The sequence below is a fragment of the Sphingomonas sp. BT-65 genome, from assembly GCF_026107375.2.
GTDB lineage: Bacteria > Pseudomonadota > Alphaproteobacteria > Sphingomonadales > Sphingomonadaceae > Sphingomonas.
Genome location: NZ_JAPCIA010000002.1, coordinates 223,090 through 241,022, shown reverse-complemented (window position 1 = coordinate 241,022; position 17,933 = coordinate 223,090). Strand labels below are relative to the sequence as shown.

The following is a 17,933-nucleotide window of genomic DNA, read 5'->3' as shown; positions in this document are numbered from 1 at the left end:
TGGCTTCGAGCCTCTTGCGCGGGATTTGCGGCACCGTGGACCCCGGCACAAGGCCGGGGTGACGGTTGGGGGGTGAAGGGCGTGGACCTACCGCAATTTCGCGATCGACAGCCCGTCGGCCTTGGCGCGGTCCTTGACCGATTCCTCGCTGCGGGTCAGCGCCTTGGCGATGGCTTTCAGCGCCATGCCCTTCTTGGCTAGCGTGTGCAGCTTCTGCACCTCATCCGGCCGCCAGGGCTGACGGTGCCGCTCGAACTTGCCTTCTGCCATCAGGCGTAAGGCGGCTGGTGCAGGCCTGTCGGGCTCTGCGTGAAGATCTCGCAGCCGTCCTCGGTGATGCCGATCGAATGCTCGAACTGCGCCGAGAGCGAGCGGTCGCGCGTCACCGCGGTCCAGCCGTCGTCGAGCAGCTTCACGTCGGGGCGGCCGATGTTGATCATCGGCTCGATCGTGAAGAACATGCCGGGGCGCAGCTCGGGGCCGGTGCCGGGGCGGCCGACATGGACCACCTCGGGCGCGTCGTGAAACACGCGGCCGAGGCCATGGCCGCAGAAGTCGCGGACGACGCCGTAGCGGTGTTTCTCGGCATATTTCTGGATGGCATGGCCGACATCGCCCATCGTGTTGCCGGGCTTGGCCTGCTCGATGCCGAGCATCAAGCACTCATAGGTGACGTCGACCAGGCGCTTCGCCTTCAGGGGGACGTTCCCGACCAGGTACATGCGGCTGGTGTCGCCGTGCCAGCCATCGAGCAATGGCGTCACGTCGATGTTGACGATGTCGCCGTCCTTGAGCGTCTTCGGGCCGGGGATACCGTGGCACACGACATGGTTGATACTAATGCAGCAGCTATGCGTGTAGCCGCGATAGCCGAGCGTCGCGGGCACCGCGCCGCCGTCGAGCATGCGCTGGCGCACGAAATCGTCGAGCTCCTGCGTGGTCACGCCGGGCACGACGTGCGGCACCAGCGCGTCGAGGATTTCGGCCGCGAGCCGGCCGGCGGCGCGCATGCCGGCGAACCCGTCCGGGCCATAGAGCTTGATCGCCCCGTCGCGGGCGAAATTGGTGTCGGCGGTCACGGCAACATATTCGGTCATCGCGGCGATATAGGGGAAAAGCCGCCGCTTTGCGAGACCGCCGGGGCGAGCTATGGCCGCTCCATGAGCGAGCGCATCTGGACCGCGGGCCTGGTGGTGATCGGCGACGAGATCCTCTCGGGCCGCACGCAGGACAAGAATGTCGCGCAGATCGCGGTGTGGCTCAACGTCCAGGGCATCCGCCTCGCCGAGGTGCGGGTGGTACCCGACATTGAGTCGCGCATCGTCGAGGCGGTGAACGCGATCCGTACCACCTATGACTATTGCTTCACCACCGGCGGCATCGGCCCGACGCATGACGACATCACGGTCGATGCGATCGCCGCAGCATTGGGCGTGCCGGTGGTCGTTCATCCGGGCGCGCGGGCGCTCATGGAGCGCTATTACGAGACCCGCGGCGGGCTGACTGAGGCGCGGCTGCGCATGGCGCGCGTGCCGGAGGGCGCGGAGCTGATCCCCAACCGGATGTCGGGCGCGCCGGGCATCCGTATCGGCAATTTGTTCATCCTCGCCGGCGTGCCGCACATCACCGCGGGCATGCTCGACGCGCTCACCGGCACGCTCGAGGGCGGGCGGCCGGTGGTCAGCGCGACGATCGGCTGCTGGGTTGCCGAGAGCGAGATCGCCGGACTGCTCGGCGAGACCGAGAAGGCGTTCGAGGGCGTGGCGATCGGCAGCTACCCCTTTTTCCGCGAAGGCCGCACCGGAGCGAATTTCGTGGTGCGCGCGACCGACCCGGCGCTGGTCGAGGCGTGCATCGGGCAGCTCGGCGTGCAACTCGCCGCCGCGGGATATGAGATCGTGCCCGGCGGAATCTGACGCCCGCCCTTTACGTGCGATGCTGTACTGATATGGTAACACAGTTCGTCGTTGCTGAGGGGATCAACATGAAGATGAAACGGTGGATGGCGGCGCTTGCGCTGGCCGGGGCGGCGTTGCCGCTCGGCTTGGCGGCATCGCCCGCAGCGGCGCAGGGGGCCGCGCAGAAGCTGTCGGTCGAGACGCAATATTTCACGCTGTCCAATGGCCTGCGCGTGGTGCTGGCGAAGGACACGATCTCGCCCACCGTCACGGTCGGCGTCTATTACGGCATCGGCTTTCGCATCGAGCCGCGCGAGCGCACCGGCTTCGCCCACCTGTTCGAGCATCTGCTGTTCCAGGGATCGAAGAACGCGCCCAAGGGCGTGCACATCAGCACGATCAGCAATGCCGGCGGCATCCTCAACGGATCGACCCGCTACGACTTCACCAACTATTTCGAGGTCGTTCCGTCGAACGCGCTCGAGCGCATGCTGTGGCTCGAGGCGGACCGCATGGCGAGCCCGGTGATCAACGAAGAGGTGCTCAAGAACCAGCAGGGCGTGGTCGGCAACGAGGTCAAGGTCAACGTCCTCAACCAGCCCTACTCCACCTGGCCGTGGATCGACCTGCCGATGCTGGCCAACACCAACTGGTACAACAGCCATAACTTCTACGGCGAGCTGAAGGAGATTGAAGCGGCGACGGTGGCCGATGCCAGCCAGTTCCACGACGCCTTCTACAAGCCGTCCAACGCGGTGCTCGTGGTCGCGGGCGACATCGACTATGCGGCGACGCGCGCGATGATTGAGAAATATTTCGGCTGGATGCCCAAGGCGCCCCCGGCCAAACTCCCCGATATCAGCGAGCCGCGCCAGACGCAGGAGAAGTTCAAGAGCCGCGTCGACAAGCTGGCGCCCAAGCCCGGCTGGGCGGCGGGCTATCACGTACCGCCACGCGGGACGCCCGAATGGTATGCGATGGGCCTGATCGACCAGATTCTGGTCAAGGGGCAGGACAGCCGCCTCTACCGCAAGCTGGTCGCCGACACCGGCATCGCCGGCGAGGTCGGCGGCGGGATCAACTTCCCGCTCGGCACGATGTTCAACTATCAGGGCCCGATGCTGTGGAGCTTCAACTTCACGCACGACGCCAACCGCAGCCGCGAGGAGATCAAGGCGGCGGTCGACAGCGTGATCGAGGATCTGCGCACCAGGCCGGTCTCGGCCGAGGAGCTGGCGCGGGCGCGGACCAAGATGCGCTCCTCGCTCTATTCGACGATCGACGGGACGGGGCGGATCGGCCTCATTGACCTGCTCGCGGTCTATGCGCTGTTCGACAACGACCCGGCCAAGGTCAACGGAATCGAGGACGGCTTCGCCAAGGTGACGCCCGCGCTGATCCAGAAGACCGCGCAGGAATATCTGCGCCCGACCAACCGCTCGATCTATGTCATCGACCCCGGCGCGGCGCCCGCCGCTGCGCCTAAGCCCGCGGGAGCCAAGTAAGATGCGCCGCATGATCGCAAGCCTGATGGCTGCCGCCCTGATCGCCGCGCCTGCCTTCGCGCAGGAGCTTCCTTCCACTCCACCGCCGATCCCGGCGCCCAAGGCGTTCAACGTGCCGGCGTCCGAGACCTATACGCTCGGCAACGGGATGAAGGTGACGCTGGTCCCCTATGGCGTCGCGCCCAAGGTCGTGGTGTCGCTGCAGACCTATGCCGGGCAGCTCAACGAAGCCGAGAATACCTGGCTCGCGCTGCTCGCGGTGGACATGATGAAGGAAGGCGCGGCTGGGATGACCGGCGCGCAGATCGCGCAGAAGGCCGCGGACATGGGCGGCGGGCTCGGCATCGGCTCGGGCCTCGAAAGCTCGGGGGTGACGCTCAACGTGCTGTCGGAGCGTGCCGCCGAGGCGATCGCGCTGGTCGCCGACGTGGCGCAGCGCCCGGCCTATCCCGATGGCGAGCTCGCCCGCGTCAAGGCGAACTGGAATCGCCGCCTCGCGGTCGCGCTGAGCCAGCCGGGGACACTTGCCAATGCGGCGATCACACGGGCCTATTATGGTCCCGACCACCCCTATGGCCGGGTGCTCCCGACGCCGCAGCAGTTCGGCGCCTACACGACCGCGCAGCTCAAGGCGTGGCATGCGGCCAATTACGGCGCGAAGCGCTCGCATCTCTACATCGCGGGCAAGTTCGATGCGGCGGCGGTCAAGGCGGCGATCGAGAAGGCGTTCGGCGGCTGGGCCGCGGGGGCCGATCGGCTGTCGCTCCCGCCGACCCCCAAGCCGGGGCCGCAGGTGCTGCTGGTCGACCGGCCGGGCGCGCCGCAATCGACCTTCAGCATCGCCTATCCCGCGCCGCGCGCTGGCACTGCCGAGGACATCCCGATGCGCGTGTCGAACGCGCTGCTCGGCGGCTCGTTCAGCTCGCGCATCACGCGCAACATTCGCGAGGCGAAGGGCTATACCTATTCGCCGGGATCGAGCGTGGCCTTCTATCCGGCCAATGCGGTGTGGACCTTCAACGCGGACGTCACGACGGCGGTGACCGGCCCGGCGCTCAAGGAAGTGTTCCACGAGATCCGCACGCTGCAGGCGACCCCGCCGGGCGAGGAGGAGGCAGGGGGCATGCGCCAATATATGGCCGGCCTGTTCGTGATCCAGAACTCGACGCCGGGCGCGCTGGTGAACACGATCGCGACGCGCGACTCGCTTGGCCTGCCACGCGACTGGATGGACAAGTACGTCCCTGCCACACTCGCGGTGACCCCGGCGCAGATGAGCGAAGCCGCGAAGAACTTTCCGCTCGACAAGTTGACGCTGGTGGTGGTGGGTGATCTCAAGGTGATCACGCCGCAACTCCAGGCGCTACCCGAGTTGAAGGGAATCGAGTTCAAGACGGTGACCGTTCCCTGAACAAATATTCAGGTTTGTTGAACAAGTAATATGGGGATGGATGTGAGCCATCCCCATTTTTGTTTTGGGTACGCAACGGCTTTTCGTCTGGGCGATGACAGTCAACGGTTCGTCGCAATTCTGATGCAGCTCACGGGGCGAAACCCGGGTTCCATTCATTGAACCCCCGTTATGACCCACCAACCGGACATCGCGCGTCATGCGCATCGCCGGGCGCTCGCGGTGCTTCTTGCCGCCGCTGCCCTTCCTTCCACCGCGCTGGCGCAGGAAACGGTGACCCCGCCGACGGTGCCGGCGCCGAGCGCGCAGACGCCCGCGCCGGCCCCCGCACCCGCGCAGACCGGCGAATCGCGTACGCGGATCGCGCCGGGCGTTCTCGAACAGGCCGAACAAGAGGCGCAGGAGCGCGCCGCCGCGCGCCGCGCCGAGCGCGCCGAGGCGCGGCCGTCGCGTCCGGCCCGCCCGACCCGGGCCGTGGAGCGTCCCGAAGCGGCGGCACGCGCCGCGACGCCGGCGCCACGAGCCGTGCCCGAACCCATAGCGCCGGTCGCGCCGGAGCCGGCTGCGCCGGTTGCTGGCACACCCGAGGTCACGCCGCCGCCTGCCGAGGTCGCGCCGGCTTCCGCCGAGCCCGTGACCACGACCGTGGAAACCCCCGCGACCGAGCCCGCGCCGGTCAACGGGGCCAGCTCGATGTGGCTGATCCTCGCCGCGCTCGGCCTCGCCGCCGCGGCGTTCGCCGCCTTCCTGCTGCTGCGCCGCCGCCCGCGCGACGAGGAGGCGGCCTATGAGTATCGCGCCGAGCCCGAGGCGGTCGCGCCGATTCGCGAACGCGCCGAACCCGTGGTCCGACCGGAGCCGGTTCGCGAAGCCCCGGCGGCGGCTGCGCCTCGTGCAGTCGATCCGGTCGCGGCGGCGCCCTTGTTCGTGACCAGGCCGGAGACGGCCGGGCTGAACGAAACGGCGCGTCCGCCAGTCGAACCGCCGGCGCGGCCTGCCCGGAAGAAGGATCAAGCGGAGCCCGCGCTGGAGAATGCCGAGCTGGTCACCCCCGATTCGGCGGACATCGACGCCGTGCTTGGCGGCGCGAGGCAGCATGACGGCCGCCCGCAACTCGAACTCGCGATGCGGCCGACCCAGGCCGGCATGAGCAGCCGCGGCGCCACGGTCGCGTTCGAGCTCACCGTCGCCAATGCCGGCGACACGCCCGCCGAGGACGTGCGGATTGGCGCGTTCATGCTGGGCGACAATGCCGCGGCAGCGTCGGAGATCGAGCGGCTGCTGACCAACCCGCCGGCCGGCCAGGTCGTTCCGGCCGAACGCATCGAGCCGGGCGACGGCAAGCAGCTCAATGCGTCGGTCACGCTGCCGCGCGAGCAAGTCGATGCGGTTGCGGGCGATGGCCACGACTTCACGCCGGTGCTCGTCGCCGACGCGCGTTACCGTCTGCCCGACGGCAGCGAGGGCCGCACCGCCGCGGCGTTCACCATCGGGCGCGTCAACGGCGGCGAGCGGCTCGTTCCGATTGCGCTACAGGACGATCCGGCGACTTATGCCGATATCGAAGCGCGGCTCCATAGCGTGCCCGCCAAGGTTTGAGCGAGAGCGCGCTGCCCGCCCCACCGCGGTCGCACGGTGGGGCGGGCTTTGTTTGAGACCGGCCGCACGCATTTTTTGGTGCCCCGGTTCATGTCCATCATGCTAACGCGCGGCGCGTGACCGTGCTTAACCTTCGCGCAACCACCGCGCTGATCCCCCTCGTGTTTCTCGCCGCGCCGGCCGCCGGGCAGACCAGCCAGCCCCCGGTCGTCATCACGCCGCCGGTGGGCGACTTCAGCCTGCCCCCCTCCGGCCAGACGCCGACCCCGCGCCCGACCGCGGCGCCGACCCCCACGCCGACCTCCGCGCCGATCGTTCAACCGATCCCGATCCCGCAGCCGACACCGACCCCCGTCGCGCCGTCACCGCGCGCGACCGCGCCGCGCCGCGCCCAGGCGCCTGCGGCGACGGCGGTCACGCCCATCATGGCGGGCACCCCGACGCCAGCGCCTTCGCTGAGCCCGTCGCCGATCGCGCCGACAACCGTTCAGGCCGCGCCCACGCCGAGCGCGACCGCCACGCCCGCCGCGGAACCGGGCCTTCCGGCCTGGTTCTGGCCGGCGCTTGGCGGTGTCGCGCTGCTTGTGGCCGGCGGGCTGGCGGGCTGGTGGATCGGCCGGCGCCGCCGTGCGCGCGAGGATGCGATCGAAGACGAGGTGACGGTCGCTCCGCCTCCGCCAGTCGCGCCGCCGGTGCCCACGCCGGGTCCGCCGCCGCTGGTGCGCAAGACGCCGCCCGACGCATCGATGCCGCCCGCGTCACCGCCGCCCGCCCCGGCGCCGGTCGCCCCGGTTGCACCGCCCGACGGTCCGCTCGTGGCGGAGATCCGCCCGCTGCGCGCGGCGATCCGGGATGGGCAGGTGACGCTCGATTTCGAGCTGTTCGTGCAGAATCGCGGGCACGAACCCGCCGACAACATTCGCGCGGTGCTCGCGCTGCTCGGTGCCAATGCCGAGCAGGATGCGCAGATCGCGCGCTTCCATTCGGCGGCACGGCTTGCCACTGGGTCGGAGCCGTTCAGCGTCGCGCCGGGCGCGGTGCACAAGCTCAACGCGCAGGTCAGCCTGCCTGGCGAGCAGATGCAGGTGGTGACAGTGCAGGGCAAGGCGATGTTCGTGCCGATCATTCCGCTGGCGCTCAAATGGTATGCCGGCCTCAGCATCCGTACGCTGCGCGACAGCTTCATGATCGGCACCGCGCCCGCGCCGGGCAACGACAAGCTCGGCCCGCTCTGGGTCGAGCGCGCGGCGGACGGTTTTGGCCGGCTGGCGGCGAAGCGCTATGTGGCGAAGGCCGGGGCCTAGCCGATCACGCTGAACAGCAGGGCGAGCGCAAATCCTGCTGCGGCGATTCCGATGAGATGGGCCGCGACGCTCAGCCGGCTCCAATGGGTCTCGCAAAGCAGCGGGCTTTCGGCAGTGATCCGGTTCGCATCGATGCCGGTCTGTTGCGTCAAGGCGGTAGCGAACCGGCGCCACGTACCGGGATGCGCAGCCTCGCCCGCGGGAAGCGCCTTGGCCAATGACTGGAACACATCCCCTGCCGTTGACCATTCATTGGCGTCGGCAACATCGAGCGCAATGCCGAATTCCGCCTCGACATCTTCGATAGCTGCGATCTCGTCGCCATCGCCGCCCAGGCCGACGCTGATCAGGTGCTCGGTCACGGTTTCAGGATAGAGCGGATCGCAGGCAACGAAAAGGGGCGGCCCGTTGCCGGACCGCCCCCTTCTTAAGACTGCTGGTGCAGCCGACCGAGATTACTTGATCTCGACGGTCGCGCCGGCTTCCTCGAGCTGCTTCTTGAGCTTCTCGGCCTCGTCCTTGTTCACGCCTTCCTTGACGGCCTTCGGCGCGCCCTCGACGAGAGCCTTCGCCTCGGTCAGGCCGAGCTGGGTGATGGCGCGGACTTCCTTGATGACGTTGATCTTCTTGCCACCGTCGCCGGTGAGGATCACGTCGAACTCGGTCTTCTCTTCCGCGGCCGGAGCAGCGGCGCCACCACCGCCGACGGCGGCAACGGCGACAGGAGCGGCAGCGGTGACGCCCCACTTCTCTTCGAGGAGCTTCGAGAGCTCAGCGGCTTCGAGGACGGTCAGCTCCGAGAGAGCATCGACGAGCTTGTTCAGGTCAGCCATGATATTTTCCTTCAATCAGATTGGTTCGAATTCAGTCGCGAACGAACGCCGCCTCAGGCGGCTTCCTTCTCCGCATATGCCTTGAACACGCGGGCGAGCTGGGCCGCCGGTGCCTGGGTGACGGCTGCGAGCTTCGACGCCGGGGCCTGAAGCAGGCCGACGATCTTGCCGCGCAGTTCGTCGAGCGAAGGCAGCGATGCGAGCGCCTTCACGCCTTCCGCGTCGAGCAGCATGCTCCCCATCGCGCCGCCGACGATCTCGATGCGATCGTTGGTCTTGGCGAACTCGGCGACCACCTTGGCGGCGGCGACCGGGTCGGTCGAAGTGGACAGCGCCGTCGGACCCGTGAGCAGGTCCGCGAGCACCGAATAGTCGGTGCCCTCGATCGCGATCTTGGCAAGGCGGTTCTTCGCGACCTTGTAGCTCGCACCGGCTTCGCGCGCCTTGTTGCGGAGGTCCGTCGACTGCTTGACGGTCATCCCGAGGTTGCGGGTGATAACCACCACGGCAACCTCGTTGAAGGTGCGGTTCAGCTCGGCAACGGCTTCGGTCTTCTGAGCACGATCCATGCCGGTCTCCTCAAAATACCCCAACCAAAAGGTTGGAGCCGGTTACGCCGAGGGAAGGGCGGGTGCCCGACCCCCTCGTCCGAGGGGCATGATCGTCAGGGCCGGACTTGCTCCGGCGGGCTGACCCGGACACTCCATCGCACGGAAGGACCCGGTATAAATCTCTGTCCCCGTCTTGGCGGGAGATTAAGCGTGGAAACCACGCACCCACTGTCTCGGACGGTACGCAAGGCCGGACGAGCCGGCCAAGCGAAGGCGCGCCAATAGCGGCTATGCGGGGAAAGTCAACCGCCGCGGCTCAGGGCGCGGCGATCAGGATGACGACGCGGCGATTCTCGCGGCGTCCAGCGGTGGTGCCATTGTCCTCGATCGGGAAGCGCTCGCCCAGGCCGGCGGTGGAGACGCCGGTCGCCGTGAAGCCCGCGCTCACCAGCACCTGCGCGACGGTCGCCGCGCGGCGCTCGGACAGGCGCTGATTATGCTCGGCGCTGCCGGTATCGTCGGCATGGCCCTCCACTGCGGCGCGGCGGATGCCCACGGCGAGCAGCCGCTCGGCGACGCGGCGGATCCGCGCCGACTGGTCGGGAAGTACCGCGCTTTCGTCCGTATCGAACAGCAGCCGGTCGTTGATGCTGAACTCCCAGCCGCGCTGGGTCTCGGCAAACCCTTCGGAGGTCAGCACCGCGACCTGCGCGCGCGTGAAGCGCGAGCCGTTCTGCGACATCTGGCACCCGCCCAGGACGAGCGCGAGGAGCGCGAGCAACGGGCCGGTGCGCATGAACGAGAACATGATCCTTAGCCTCCCTGAGTCTGCGTGCGATTGGAATCCTTGCTCGCGTACATCGCCGCGTCGGCGTGGTTGACCAGCGCGCTGAGGTCGCGGCCGTCCATCGGATAGATCGCCGTGCCGAGGCTGAGGCGCATCGCGAACGCCTCGCCCGAGGGAAGCTGGATCGGCTCGGCCATGCGCGCGGCGATTTCGCTCGCCACGCGTTCGGCCGCGTCCGATCCGGTGGGCGCGGCGAGCAGGATGGCGAACTCGTCGCCGCCGAGGCGCGCGGCGACGTCGCGCGCGCGCAGGCAACTGCGGATTCGCGCCGCGACCTCGACCAGCACGGCGTCGCCCGCGGCATGACCGTGGCGGTCGTTGATCTGCTTGAAGCCGTCGCCATCGGCATAGAGCAGCACGAAGCTGGCATCGCCGGCGCGCGCCTCCGCGATCATCTCCGCGCCCTTGCGCTCGAAATTGGCGCGGTTGGGCAGTCCGGTGAGCGCGTCGTGGCTCGCCTTGTGGCTCAGCGTCTCGTTTTCGCGGCGCATATGTTGGCGCCAGTCGGTGAGCTCGGCGATCAGCGCGTTGAAGTCGGTGCGTAGCGTCTCGACCTCGCGGATCGAGGCGGGTGGCACGCGCCGGTCGAGCGCCTCCTCGCGGCGGAAGGCATGCGCGACCTCGGCGATCGCGTTGAGCGGCGCGACGATCTCGGCGCGCAGCCGGCGCGAAAGCAGATAGGCCGCGACCCCGGTGATCAGCAGGCACACCAGCGTGCCGAGGAAGCCGTCGCGGATATAGGCGGCGATCGCGCTGCCCTCGCCGCGCACGCGGATCGTGCCGATGCGCCGGCCAAGATGGGAAACCGGTTCCTCGATCGGCGCCGCGAAGAACAGCCGGTCCGCGATCATCCGCGCGACTGAGCCGTCGTCGCCCTGCCGCTCGACGGTGGCGAGCGGCGTGCCGTCCTCGCGCAGCACGGCGATCTCCGCGACCCCGGGCTCGAGCATCGGCGTGATGCTCTGCCGCGCCGCCGCCGGATCGTCGAACACCAGAGCGGGCGCGGCGCTGTAGCCGGCCGAGCGGGCGATGAGGTGGAGATTCTGTCCGGCATAGGCGCCGATCGCGGCAAAGCCGGCGAGCAGCACGGTAAGCCCGGTGAGCCCGACCGCGAACAGGGTGACGCGCAGATGGATCCGCGCGAGCACGCGGCGCAGCGTCGGGAGCCGGTCGGCCTCGCTCATCGCGCGCCTCCTTCGGGCAGGGCGATGCGCAGCACACGCGGATCGATCCGCACCGCGCTGCGCGACACGGCGTCGATGCTGAGGCGGAAGCCGATCCGGTCGGGCAGCACCTGAAGGCAGAAGATCGCGCCGCCGCGGCAATCGGGATCCGCCTCGGCGATCGACAGGACGGGCCGATCGCGGATCGAGCGCATCACGCGCTGGCGGTCGGCGGTCCCCATCGTGCCGAGGTAGAGCACGTCGCAGTCCTGCGCCGCGTTGCCTGGCGGAATGCGCCGCGCCTCCACCTGCCGCCCGAGCATGTCGTCGATGCGGCCAAGGCCGGCGGCATGGACGGTGGCGCCGCTGACGCAGATGTGGAGCACGGCACGCTCCGCCGGCCAGCGCGTGTAGCTGATCATCCCGCCCACGGTGCGGGCGACCGCGGCGTCATGCTGGCCGGGCGCCACGCGCGTCTCGGCCACCAGGCCGGTCGAACTGACACTTGCGCTCCCGATCAGGAGCGCCACCATGAACGCCACGCCATATCCCCCGAGCGGCGATCGTTTCCGCTCCAAACCATGGCTATGGCGCTAGCGCATCGAGCCTCGATTGGCCAGTTTTTCATTAACCATGCGCAACGTCACTCGACGGGCGCGGTCTCGTTCGACGCTTCCTCGCGCGGCAGGCGCGCGGTCATGCCGACCGCATCGGCATCGTCCTGCACCTGCTCCTCGGTCGGACGGTCGTCCTCGACGATCGGCGTGGGCGAGGGGGTGGGCGACGGCGTCGGCTCCGGCTCGGCGAAGTTCTGGACCGGCGTCTCGTCGATCACCTCGACCACATTCTCGGTCTCGTTGGCGGCCGGAGCGGGTTCGTCCGATCCGCCCGAGCAGGCCGCGAGCGACGCGGCGGCGAGAAGGGTTGCGGCGAGCGGAAGGCGACGGTTCATTCGGTTCTCCTTTTGTTGGTTCAGCAGAGCTGAACCGGTTGCGGTGCCGGCCCTCTCCCCCACCCGGCCACCCACGTCAGTATCATATGGGTGGCCGGGTGGGGGAGAGGGCCGGCACCGCGATTCAGCGCAGCTGAATCCAAACTCTAACGCGCCGCCAGCGCCTGGGCGGCGGAGCGTTTCTCGATCTTGGTCGCGAGCGTCTTGTCCCAGCCATAGGGATCGCCGCGGAAATTCATCGTGCCGGTGCCGTTCGCAAAGGCGGTCCAGTAGAGCAGATAGACCGCGACCTGGCTGGGCAGTCCCGCGCGCACCGTATCGCCCTTGGCCAGCGCCCCGTCGATCGCTTCGGGGGTCCACTCGGTGCTGCCCTCGAGCAGCAGCCGGGCGAGGTCGGCCGGACGCTCGAGCCGGATGCAGCCATGCGAGGCGAGCCGGTCATAGCGCGAGAAGGTGCCCTTGGTCGGCGTATCGTGGAGGTACACCGCGAACGGGTTGTTGAAGTCGAACTTGTACTTGCCGAGCGCCGAGTGCGACGGCTGCTGCTGGAGGCGGCGGTTGGGGCCGGTGCCGATCACCTTGAAGCCGTTGCGCGCGAGATAGCCCGCGCCCTTGGGGAACAGCTCCTTGGCGGCGATACCGGCGGGCACGTTCCACGGCGGGTTGAGCACCACCGAGTGGATGCTCGACTGCAGCATCGGCGTCTCGCCGCCGCCGGGCTTGCCGGTGACGCCGCGCATCGACATGACCGGGCGGTCGCCCTCGAACACCGCGACCTGCGCCACGGCGATGTTCACCTGGATGCGGTCGACCGGCATCTCCTTGGGCATCCAGCGCCAGCGCTCCATGTTCGCCATGATCTGGCGGATGCGGCTGGAAACGGGAACGTTGAGCGCGGTCAGCGTGCCGGTGGAGACGGTGCCGGTCGGCGCCAGGCCGTAGCGGCGCTGCGCGCGGACCACGGCTTCCTTGAGCGCCGCGTCGAACTTGTCGCCCGCGCCGCTGACTTCGCCATCCTCGACCGCGAGGCGGGCGCGCAGCGCCGCGACGCGCGCGCCGCTCGATCCGACCGAGAGGTCCGGGCCGGCCGGGATGCTGCTCCAGCCGCCGGCGATCTCGATCCGGCGATAGCGGGCGAGGCCCTTGCGGAGATTGTCATAGCCCTCATAGGGCGGGGTCAGGTTGGCGAACCATTGCGGGATGCGGTTGTCGGCCACGGCCTTGGCGAAGCCGGGCAGCGGATCCCACGCGGCCGGGCGCAGCGCCCAGTCCTCCTGGAAATCGGCGGTGTCGAGGCGGCCGATATGGATCGCGCGGGCATAGTCGAGCGCAGTGCGCACCAGGCCCTCGTCATCGGCCGGCAGCACCTCGGCCTCGGCGGTCGAATAGCGCAGGCCCTGCGCGATGCGGCCCTGCACGATCAGGCGGCGGACCTGCTCGGCCTGCTCGGCGCTGAGCGTCGGCAGCGGCACCTGGATCGGCGCGATCTGCACTGGGGCGGGCTGGGGCGTGTTCTGCGAAGGCGCGGGGATCGTCGAGGTCGCGGGCGGGGGTGCCGTCACCTGCTGCGCAAGCGCCGGAACGTTGAAAGCGAGGCCAAGCAGGGGCAGCGCCGCAAAACTCCGCGGCTGCAATCGTCCGAACATCAAGAGCATTATCCCTTTCACCGAAGGCCAATGATAAAGGCCGCGTGCGTGAAAGTCACCCATTCGCGGCCGCGATGCTCAAGCCGGAGCGAAAGCTTTTGTTCCCACGACTCCGATAACAATCAGCGCCATGAATCCGGCCTGCAGCGGCGACACGCGGTCGCCGAAGAACATGATCCCGGCAAGGATCACGCCAACCGCGCCGAGCCCGGTCCAGATCGCATAGGCGGTGCCCGCAGGCCGCCCTCGTCAATGCCCGGTTTCAGAGCCGCGCGTCGAGCCAGGCGCGGAGGTCGGCCATCACCTCTTCCTTGCCGGTATCGGCGAGCAGGTCGTGATAATGCCCCTCGTAGAGCTTGAGCGTCTTGTCGGCCGATCCGGCATTGTCGAAGAAGAACTGGCTGCCGGCGGGGAGTGTCGCGTGATCCTGTGTCCCGTGGATGATCAGCACCGGGAGGGTGAGCCGTCCGAAGGAGACTTCGAGCGTCTTGTCCGCCTTCCACATCTCGCCCACGGTCTTGGCGGGCTGGTTCTCATCGGCGATCAGCGGATCGGCGTTCATCATCGCCACCCAGGCCGGGTCGCGCGAGAAATCCTCGTTCTTGAGCTTGAGCACCTTCAAACGCGGGAAGGGGCCGCTCAGCCATTGCAACAGGTTGAGCACGAGCCGCGGGGCGGGCACGCGGAAGGCGAAGCTGTGGCAGATCAGCCCCTTGAGCTCGCTCTGGTGGCGCAGCGCGTAGCTGGTCGCGATCACGCCGCCCGCGCTGTGGCCGATCAGAAAGACGGGCAGGCCGGGGTGATCGGCGCGGGCGCGATCGAAGGCGAGCTGGAGATCGGACAGATATTTGTCGAAATCGTCGACGAAGAAGCGCTCGCCGTCCGACTTGCCGCGGCCGCGCAGGTCGACCGCGTAGCAGGCGAAGCCCGCAGCGGCGAACTGCCCGGCTGCCCAGGCGAGGTGGACGCCATGCGCGTTGAACCCGTGCTGCAGCACCATCACCGCGCGGGGCGTGCCGGTCGCGGGCCAGCTGTGCAGGTTGATGCCGGTGCCGTCGGGGTGAGTGATCCGCTCTTCGGTCATGCTTGCCTCCGAAATGGGTGGCGCAGGATTATCACGGATTCGTAACGAGGACGAATGCGTTCTCGTCACGCACCCCGCGCGAGGCGCACCAGCGTCTCGTCGAGCGCCGAGAGGAAGCGCGAGCGGTCTTCCTTGCGGAACGGCGGCGGCCCGCCGACCTGATCGCCGCCCGCGCGCAGATCGGCCATGATCGCGCGCGTCGCGACCGCCGCGCCGATCGAGCTGGTGGTGAACGGCTTGCCGTTGGGCGCGAGCACGGTCGCGCCGGCCTTGAGGCAGCGGTCGGCGAGCAGGATGTCGGCGGTCACCACCACGGTCTTCGCGCCCGCTTGCCCGGCGATCCAGTCGTCCGCGGCGTCGAACCCGTCGGACACCACCTCGCGCGCGATCAGCGGGTGATCGGGAATGCGGATGAAGGCGTTGGCGACGATCGTCACCGGCACCGCGCGGCGCCAGGCGACCTTGTACACCTCGTCCTTCACCGGACAGGCGTCGGCGTCGACCAGGATGCGGACGGCACTCACTTTTTCGGCGGCTTGCCCCGGTGATGGGGCTTGGCGGGACGGGCATGATGAACCGGCCGGCTATGGCCGCGCGGTTTGCCATGGCGCGGGGGGTGATCGCCGCGCGTGCCGGGCGGAGGCGGGCCGTCGGCGAGGCCGATCCGGACATCCTCGTCATCCGGTCCGGCGGACTTGGCGACCTCCTTGGCGAAACGGTCGGCGATGGCGCGCGGCACCTGGAAACGGGTCTCGCCCGCGCCGATGCGGATCGCGCCGATCTCGGACTTGGTGACATGGCCGCGGCGGCAGATCAGGGGCAGGATCCAGCGCGGATCGGCATTCTGGCGGCGCCCGATATTGATCGCGAACCACACCGTGTCGTCGAAGCCGGGGCGGTGGACAGGACCGCGCTGGTCGGAGGGACCGCGATCGATCAGCTCCTCCGGCGCGGGCATCGACGCGCGGTGCGCCTGGACCAAAGCGGCGGCGATCTCGAGCGGCGACTTCTCGGCGAGCAGTGCCTCCGCGATCTCGCGGTCGTCGTCCTCGACCTCGACCGGCGCGGTGAGCTTGGCCATCAGCCGCTCGCGGTCCTTGGCGCGGATGTCCTCGACACTCGGCACTGGCAGCCATTCCGCTGCGATCCGCGCCTGCTTGAGCGTCATCTCGACGCGGCGACGGCGCGGATAGGGCACAATGAGCACCGCGGTGCCCTTCTTGCCGGCGCGGCCGGTGCGGCCCGAGCGGTGCTGCAGCGTCTCGGCATCACGCGGAAGCTCGACATGGATGACGAGCGTCACGGTGGGCAGGTCGATACCGCGCGCAGCGACGTCGGTGGCGACGCAGACCCGCGCACGGCGGTCGCGCAGCGCCTGGAGCGCGGCGTTGCGTTCATTCTGGCTGTGCTCGCCCGACAGCGCGACCGCCGCGAATCCGCGTTCGGTCAAGCCGGCGTGAAGGTGGCGGACATTGTCGCGCGTGGCGCAGAACAGGATCGCCGTCTCCGCCTCATGGAAGCGAAGCAGGTTGATCACGGCATGCTCGATATCGGCGGGCGCGACGGCGATCGCCTGGTAGCTGATGTCGCCGTGGCCGCGCTCCTCTCCCACGGTCGAGATGCGGTGCGCATCGCGCTGGTAGCGCTTGGCGAGCGCGACGATCGGCTTGGGCATCGTCGCGGAGAAGAGGAGGGTGCGGCGCTCCGCCGGGGTCGCGTCGAGCAGCGCCTCGAGCTCCTCGCGGAAGCCCATGTCGAGCATCTCGTCGGCCTCGTCGAGCACCGCGACGCGTGCCTGGCTGAGATCGAGCGCGCCGCGCTCGACATGATCGCGCAGGCGGCCGGGGGTGCCGACGACGATATGCGCGCCGTGGGAGAGGGTGCGGCGCTCGCGCGACGGATCCATGCCGCCGACGCAGGTCGCGACGCGGGCGCCGGCCGCAGCGTAGAGCCAGGTCAGCTCCTTGGCGACCTGAAGCGCGAGCTCGCGGGTCGGCGCGATGACGAGGGCGAGCGGCAGGCCGGGGGCGGGAAGGGTGCCATCCTCCAGCAGTTCGTCAGCCATGGCGAGGCCGAAGGCGACGGTCTTGCCCGAACCGGTCTGGGCGGAAACGAGCAGGTCGCGGCCCTTGGCGGCGTCTTCGGTGACGGCCGCCTGCACCGGAGTGAGGTCGGAATAGCCGCGCGCGGCCAGCGCCTCGGCGAGGCTGGTGGGGAGATTGGAAAAGGTCATGCAGCTCACGATGATCGCGCGGCCAAATCGGCAGAGGCGCGGGTAAGCGCTGCCCCCTAGCGCATTCGACTGCGTTTGGCGAGGGCGGTCGCGAGGTGTGTTGTCAACGTAACACGATTGACGAAGTTGATAGTTTCGACGTGTTTCATGCGCGGTTGTCAATTTCATGCCGGCGTCCGCCTTCGAGGCCTTCAAGGGGACGGGACAGATATGCCGGAACAGAGTCTGTAGGAAAGTTGAAATCCGCCTCGCGGGACCGATTGAACCACGCCCGCCGCCGCTCGTTCTTCGCCCCATGCGGGGCGGCGCATGGAGACGGATCATGCCCCAGGGTGACAAGGACAAATACACCGACAAGCAGAAGCGCAAGGCCGAGCATATTGAGGAAGGCTATGAGGATCGCGGTGTTCCCAAGGACGAGGCCGAACGGCGAGCCTGGGCCACGGTGAACAAGGAATCAGGCGGCGGCAACAAGTCGGGCTCAGGCCGTGGAAAGCCGGACACGCACGTTTCTTCTTCACGAGGCGGCCGCGCACATAAATCCGGATCCCCCGAGCAGCGCTCGGCAGCCGCACGCAAGGGCTGGGTCACGCGCCGCAAGCACGGTCATGGCTGACATGCCATGCCGAAGGAGAAATGGTCGCAGGAGGTGACCAAGCATTCCAATGCGCTCGACCTGGAGGAGGGCGTGTTCAGCAAGAATGATCCCGGGGAGATCGCCAGATCGCTCAAGCGCTCGGCCGAGCACAACGAGCGCCGCAAGGGAACGGTGCTGCAATCGGCGATGGGGATGCTGACCTTCTACATCAATCGCGCGGGCGACAATTTGTCGAAGGCTGATCGGGACAAACTCGAAAAAGCCAAGGACAAGCTCCGGGCATTGTTTGAGGAGGAGCGCGCCTGACCG

20 protein-coding genes and 1 pseudogene are annotated in these 17,933 nt (G+C 68.6%); 7 read left to right on the top strand and 14 right to left on the bottom strand.

What is annotated here, in order from left to right:
* Positions 1-87: 87 nt before the first annotated feature.
* Positions 88-270 (bottom strand): hypothetical protein, encoded by a 183-nt coding sequence (locus OK349_RS15730; protein ID WP_265118855.1) that lies wholly within the window; start codon positions 268-270, stop codon positions 88-90.
* Entirely contained in the window at positions 270-1,097 is an 828-nt protein-coding gene (gene map / locus OK349_RS15725; RefSeq protein WP_265118854.1) for a type I methionyl aminopeptidase, read from the bottom strand. Before map ends, OK349_RS15730 begins: the two co-directional genes overlap by 1 nt.
* Positions 1,098-1,160: 63 nt before the next feature.
* Between map and OK349_RS15720 the strand changes: the two genes are divergently transcribed.
* The 5 genes from OK349_RS15720 (at position 1,161) to OK349_RS15700 (ending at position 7,717) form a co-directional block, all read left to right on the top strand.
* Positions 1,161-1,916, top strand: a complete 756-nt coding sequence (locus OK349_RS15720) for a competence/damage-inducible protein A (RefSeq protein ID WP_265118853.1) — start codon at positions 1,161-1,163, stop codon at positions 1,914-1,916.
* 68 nt (positions 1,917-1,984) lie between these two features.
* Positions 1,985-3,403, top strand: coding sequence for a M16 family metallopeptidase (locus OK349_RS15715; protein WP_265118852.1), 1,419 nt, complete (start codon positions 1,985-1,987; stop codon positions 3,401-3,403).
* Position 3,404: 1 nt separating this feature from the next.
* Positions 3,405-4,814, top strand: coding sequence for a M16 family metallopeptidase (locus tag OK349_RS15710; protein ID WP_265118851.1), 1,410 nt, complete (start codon positions 3,405-3,407; stop codon positions 4,812-4,814).
* A 171-nt stretch (positions 4,815-4,985) separates the two neighbouring features.
* On the top strand, positions 4,986-6,413 hold the full coding sequence (locus tag OK349_RS15705) for a hypothetical protein (RefSeq protein ID WP_265118850.1): 1,428 nt from the start codon (positions 4,986-4,988) through the stop codon (positions 6,411-6,413).
* Between the two features lie 116 nt (positions 6,414-6,529).
* Entirely contained in the window at positions 6,530-7,717 is a 1,188-nt protein-coding gene (locus OK349_RS15700; protein ID WP_265118849.1) for a hypothetical protein, read from the top strand.
* On the opposite strand, the gene OK349_RS15695 is transcribed toward OK349_RS15700, so the two are convergent.
* From OK349_RS15695 to OK349_RS15640, 12 genes and pseudogenes are all read right to left on the bottom strand, one after another.
* Positions 7,714-8,079 carry a hypothetical protein gene (locus OK349_RS15695; RefSeq protein WP_265118848.1) on the bottom strand — a complete coding sequence of 122 codons (366 nt, stop codon included), beginning with the start codon at positions 8,077-8,079 and terminating at the stop codon, positions 7,714-7,716. The genes OK349_RS15700 and OK349_RS15695 overlap by 4 nt on opposite strands.
* Before the next feature lie 93 nt (positions 8,080-8,172).
* A complete protein-coding gene (gene rplL / locus OK349_RS15690) occupies positions 8,173-8,550 on the bottom strand; it encodes a 50S ribosomal protein L7/L12 (protein ID WP_265118847.1) in 378 nt (125 codons plus the stop codon).
* Between the two features lie 53 nt (positions 8,551-8,603).
* On the bottom strand, positions 8,604-9,119 hold the full coding sequence (rplJ, locus tag OK349_RS15685) for a 50S ribosomal protein L10 (protein WP_265118846.1): 516 nt from the start codon (positions 9,117-9,119) through the stop codon (positions 8,604-8,606).
* Positions 9,120-9,417: 298 nt separating this feature from the next.
* Positions 9,418-9,909: an outer membrane lipoprotein YfiB gene (locus OK349_RS15680; RefSeq protein WP_265118845.1), complete on the bottom strand. Its 492-nt coding sequence runs from the start codon at positions 9,907-9,909 to the stop codon at positions 9,418-9,420.
* 5 nt (positions 9,910-9,914) lie between these two features.
* The gene (locus OK349_RS15675; RefSeq protein ID WP_265118844.1) at positions 9,915-11,132 is read right to left on the bottom strand and encodes a diguanylate cyclase DgcN/YfiN; all 1,218 of its coding nucleotides are present in this window, start codon (positions 11,130-11,132) and stop codon (positions 9,915-9,917) included.
* Positions 11,129-11,644, bottom strand: coding sequence for a regulatory sequestration protein YfiR (locus tag OK349_RS15670; RefSeq protein ID WP_265118843.1), 516 nt, complete (start codon positions 11,642-11,644; stop codon positions 11,129-11,131). Before OK349_RS15670 ends, OK349_RS15675 begins: the two co-directional genes overlap by 4 nt.
* A gap of 110 nt (positions 11,645-11,754) precedes the next feature.
* Positions 11,755-12,063, bottom strand: a complete 309-nt coding sequence (locus tag OK349_RS15665) for a hypothetical protein (protein WP_265118842.1) — start codon at positions 12,061-12,063, stop codon at positions 11,755-11,757.
* 146 nt (positions 12,064-12,209) lie between these two features.
* A complete protein-coding gene (locus tag OK349_RS15660; RefSeq protein ID WP_265118841.1) occupies positions 12,210-13,709 on the bottom strand; it encodes a L,D-transpeptidase family protein in 1,500 nt (499 codons plus the stop codon).
* 78 nt (positions 13,710-13,787) lie between these two features.
* A pseudogene (locus tag OK349_RS15655) lies at positions 13,788-13,958 on the bottom strand (multidrug efflux SMR transporter); the annotation flags it as partial.
* Between the two features lie 13 nt (positions 13,959-13,971).
* A complete protein-coding gene (locus OK349_RS15650; RefSeq protein WP_265118840.1) occupies positions 13,972-14,793 on the bottom strand; it encodes an alpha/beta hydrolase in 822 nt (273 codons plus the stop codon).
* A gap of 65 nt (positions 14,794-14,858) precedes the next feature.
* On the bottom strand, positions 14,859-15,317 hold the full coding sequence (locus tag OK349_RS15645; RefSeq protein ID WP_265118839.1) for a YaiI/YqxD family protein: 459 nt from the start codon (positions 15,315-15,317) through the stop codon (positions 14,859-14,861).
* Positions 15,314-17,026: a DEAD/DEAH box helicase gene (locus OK349_RS15640; RefSeq protein WP_265118838.1), complete on the bottom strand. Its 1,713-nt coding sequence runs from the start codon at positions 17,024-17,026 to the stop codon at positions 15,314-15,316. The genes OK349_RS15645 and OK349_RS15640 overlap by 4 nt, the downstream gene beginning before the upstream one ends.
* Positions 17,027-17,348: 322 nt before the next feature.
* On the opposite strand from OK349_RS15640, the gene OK349_RS15635 reads away from it, so the two are divergent.
* Positions 17,349-17,642, top strand: coding sequence for a plasmid stabilization protein (locus tag OK349_RS15635; protein ID WP_265118837.1), 294 nt, complete (start codon positions 17,349-17,351; stop codon positions 17,640-17,642).
* A 6-nt stretch (positions 17,643-17,648) separates the two neighbouring features.
* Positions 17,649-17,930: a DUF3175 domain-containing protein gene (locus OK349_RS15630; protein WP_265118836.1), complete on the top strand. Its 282-nt coding sequence runs from the start codon at positions 17,649-17,651 to the stop codon at positions 17,928-17,930.
* Positions 17,931-17,933: the final 3 nt, after the last annotated feature.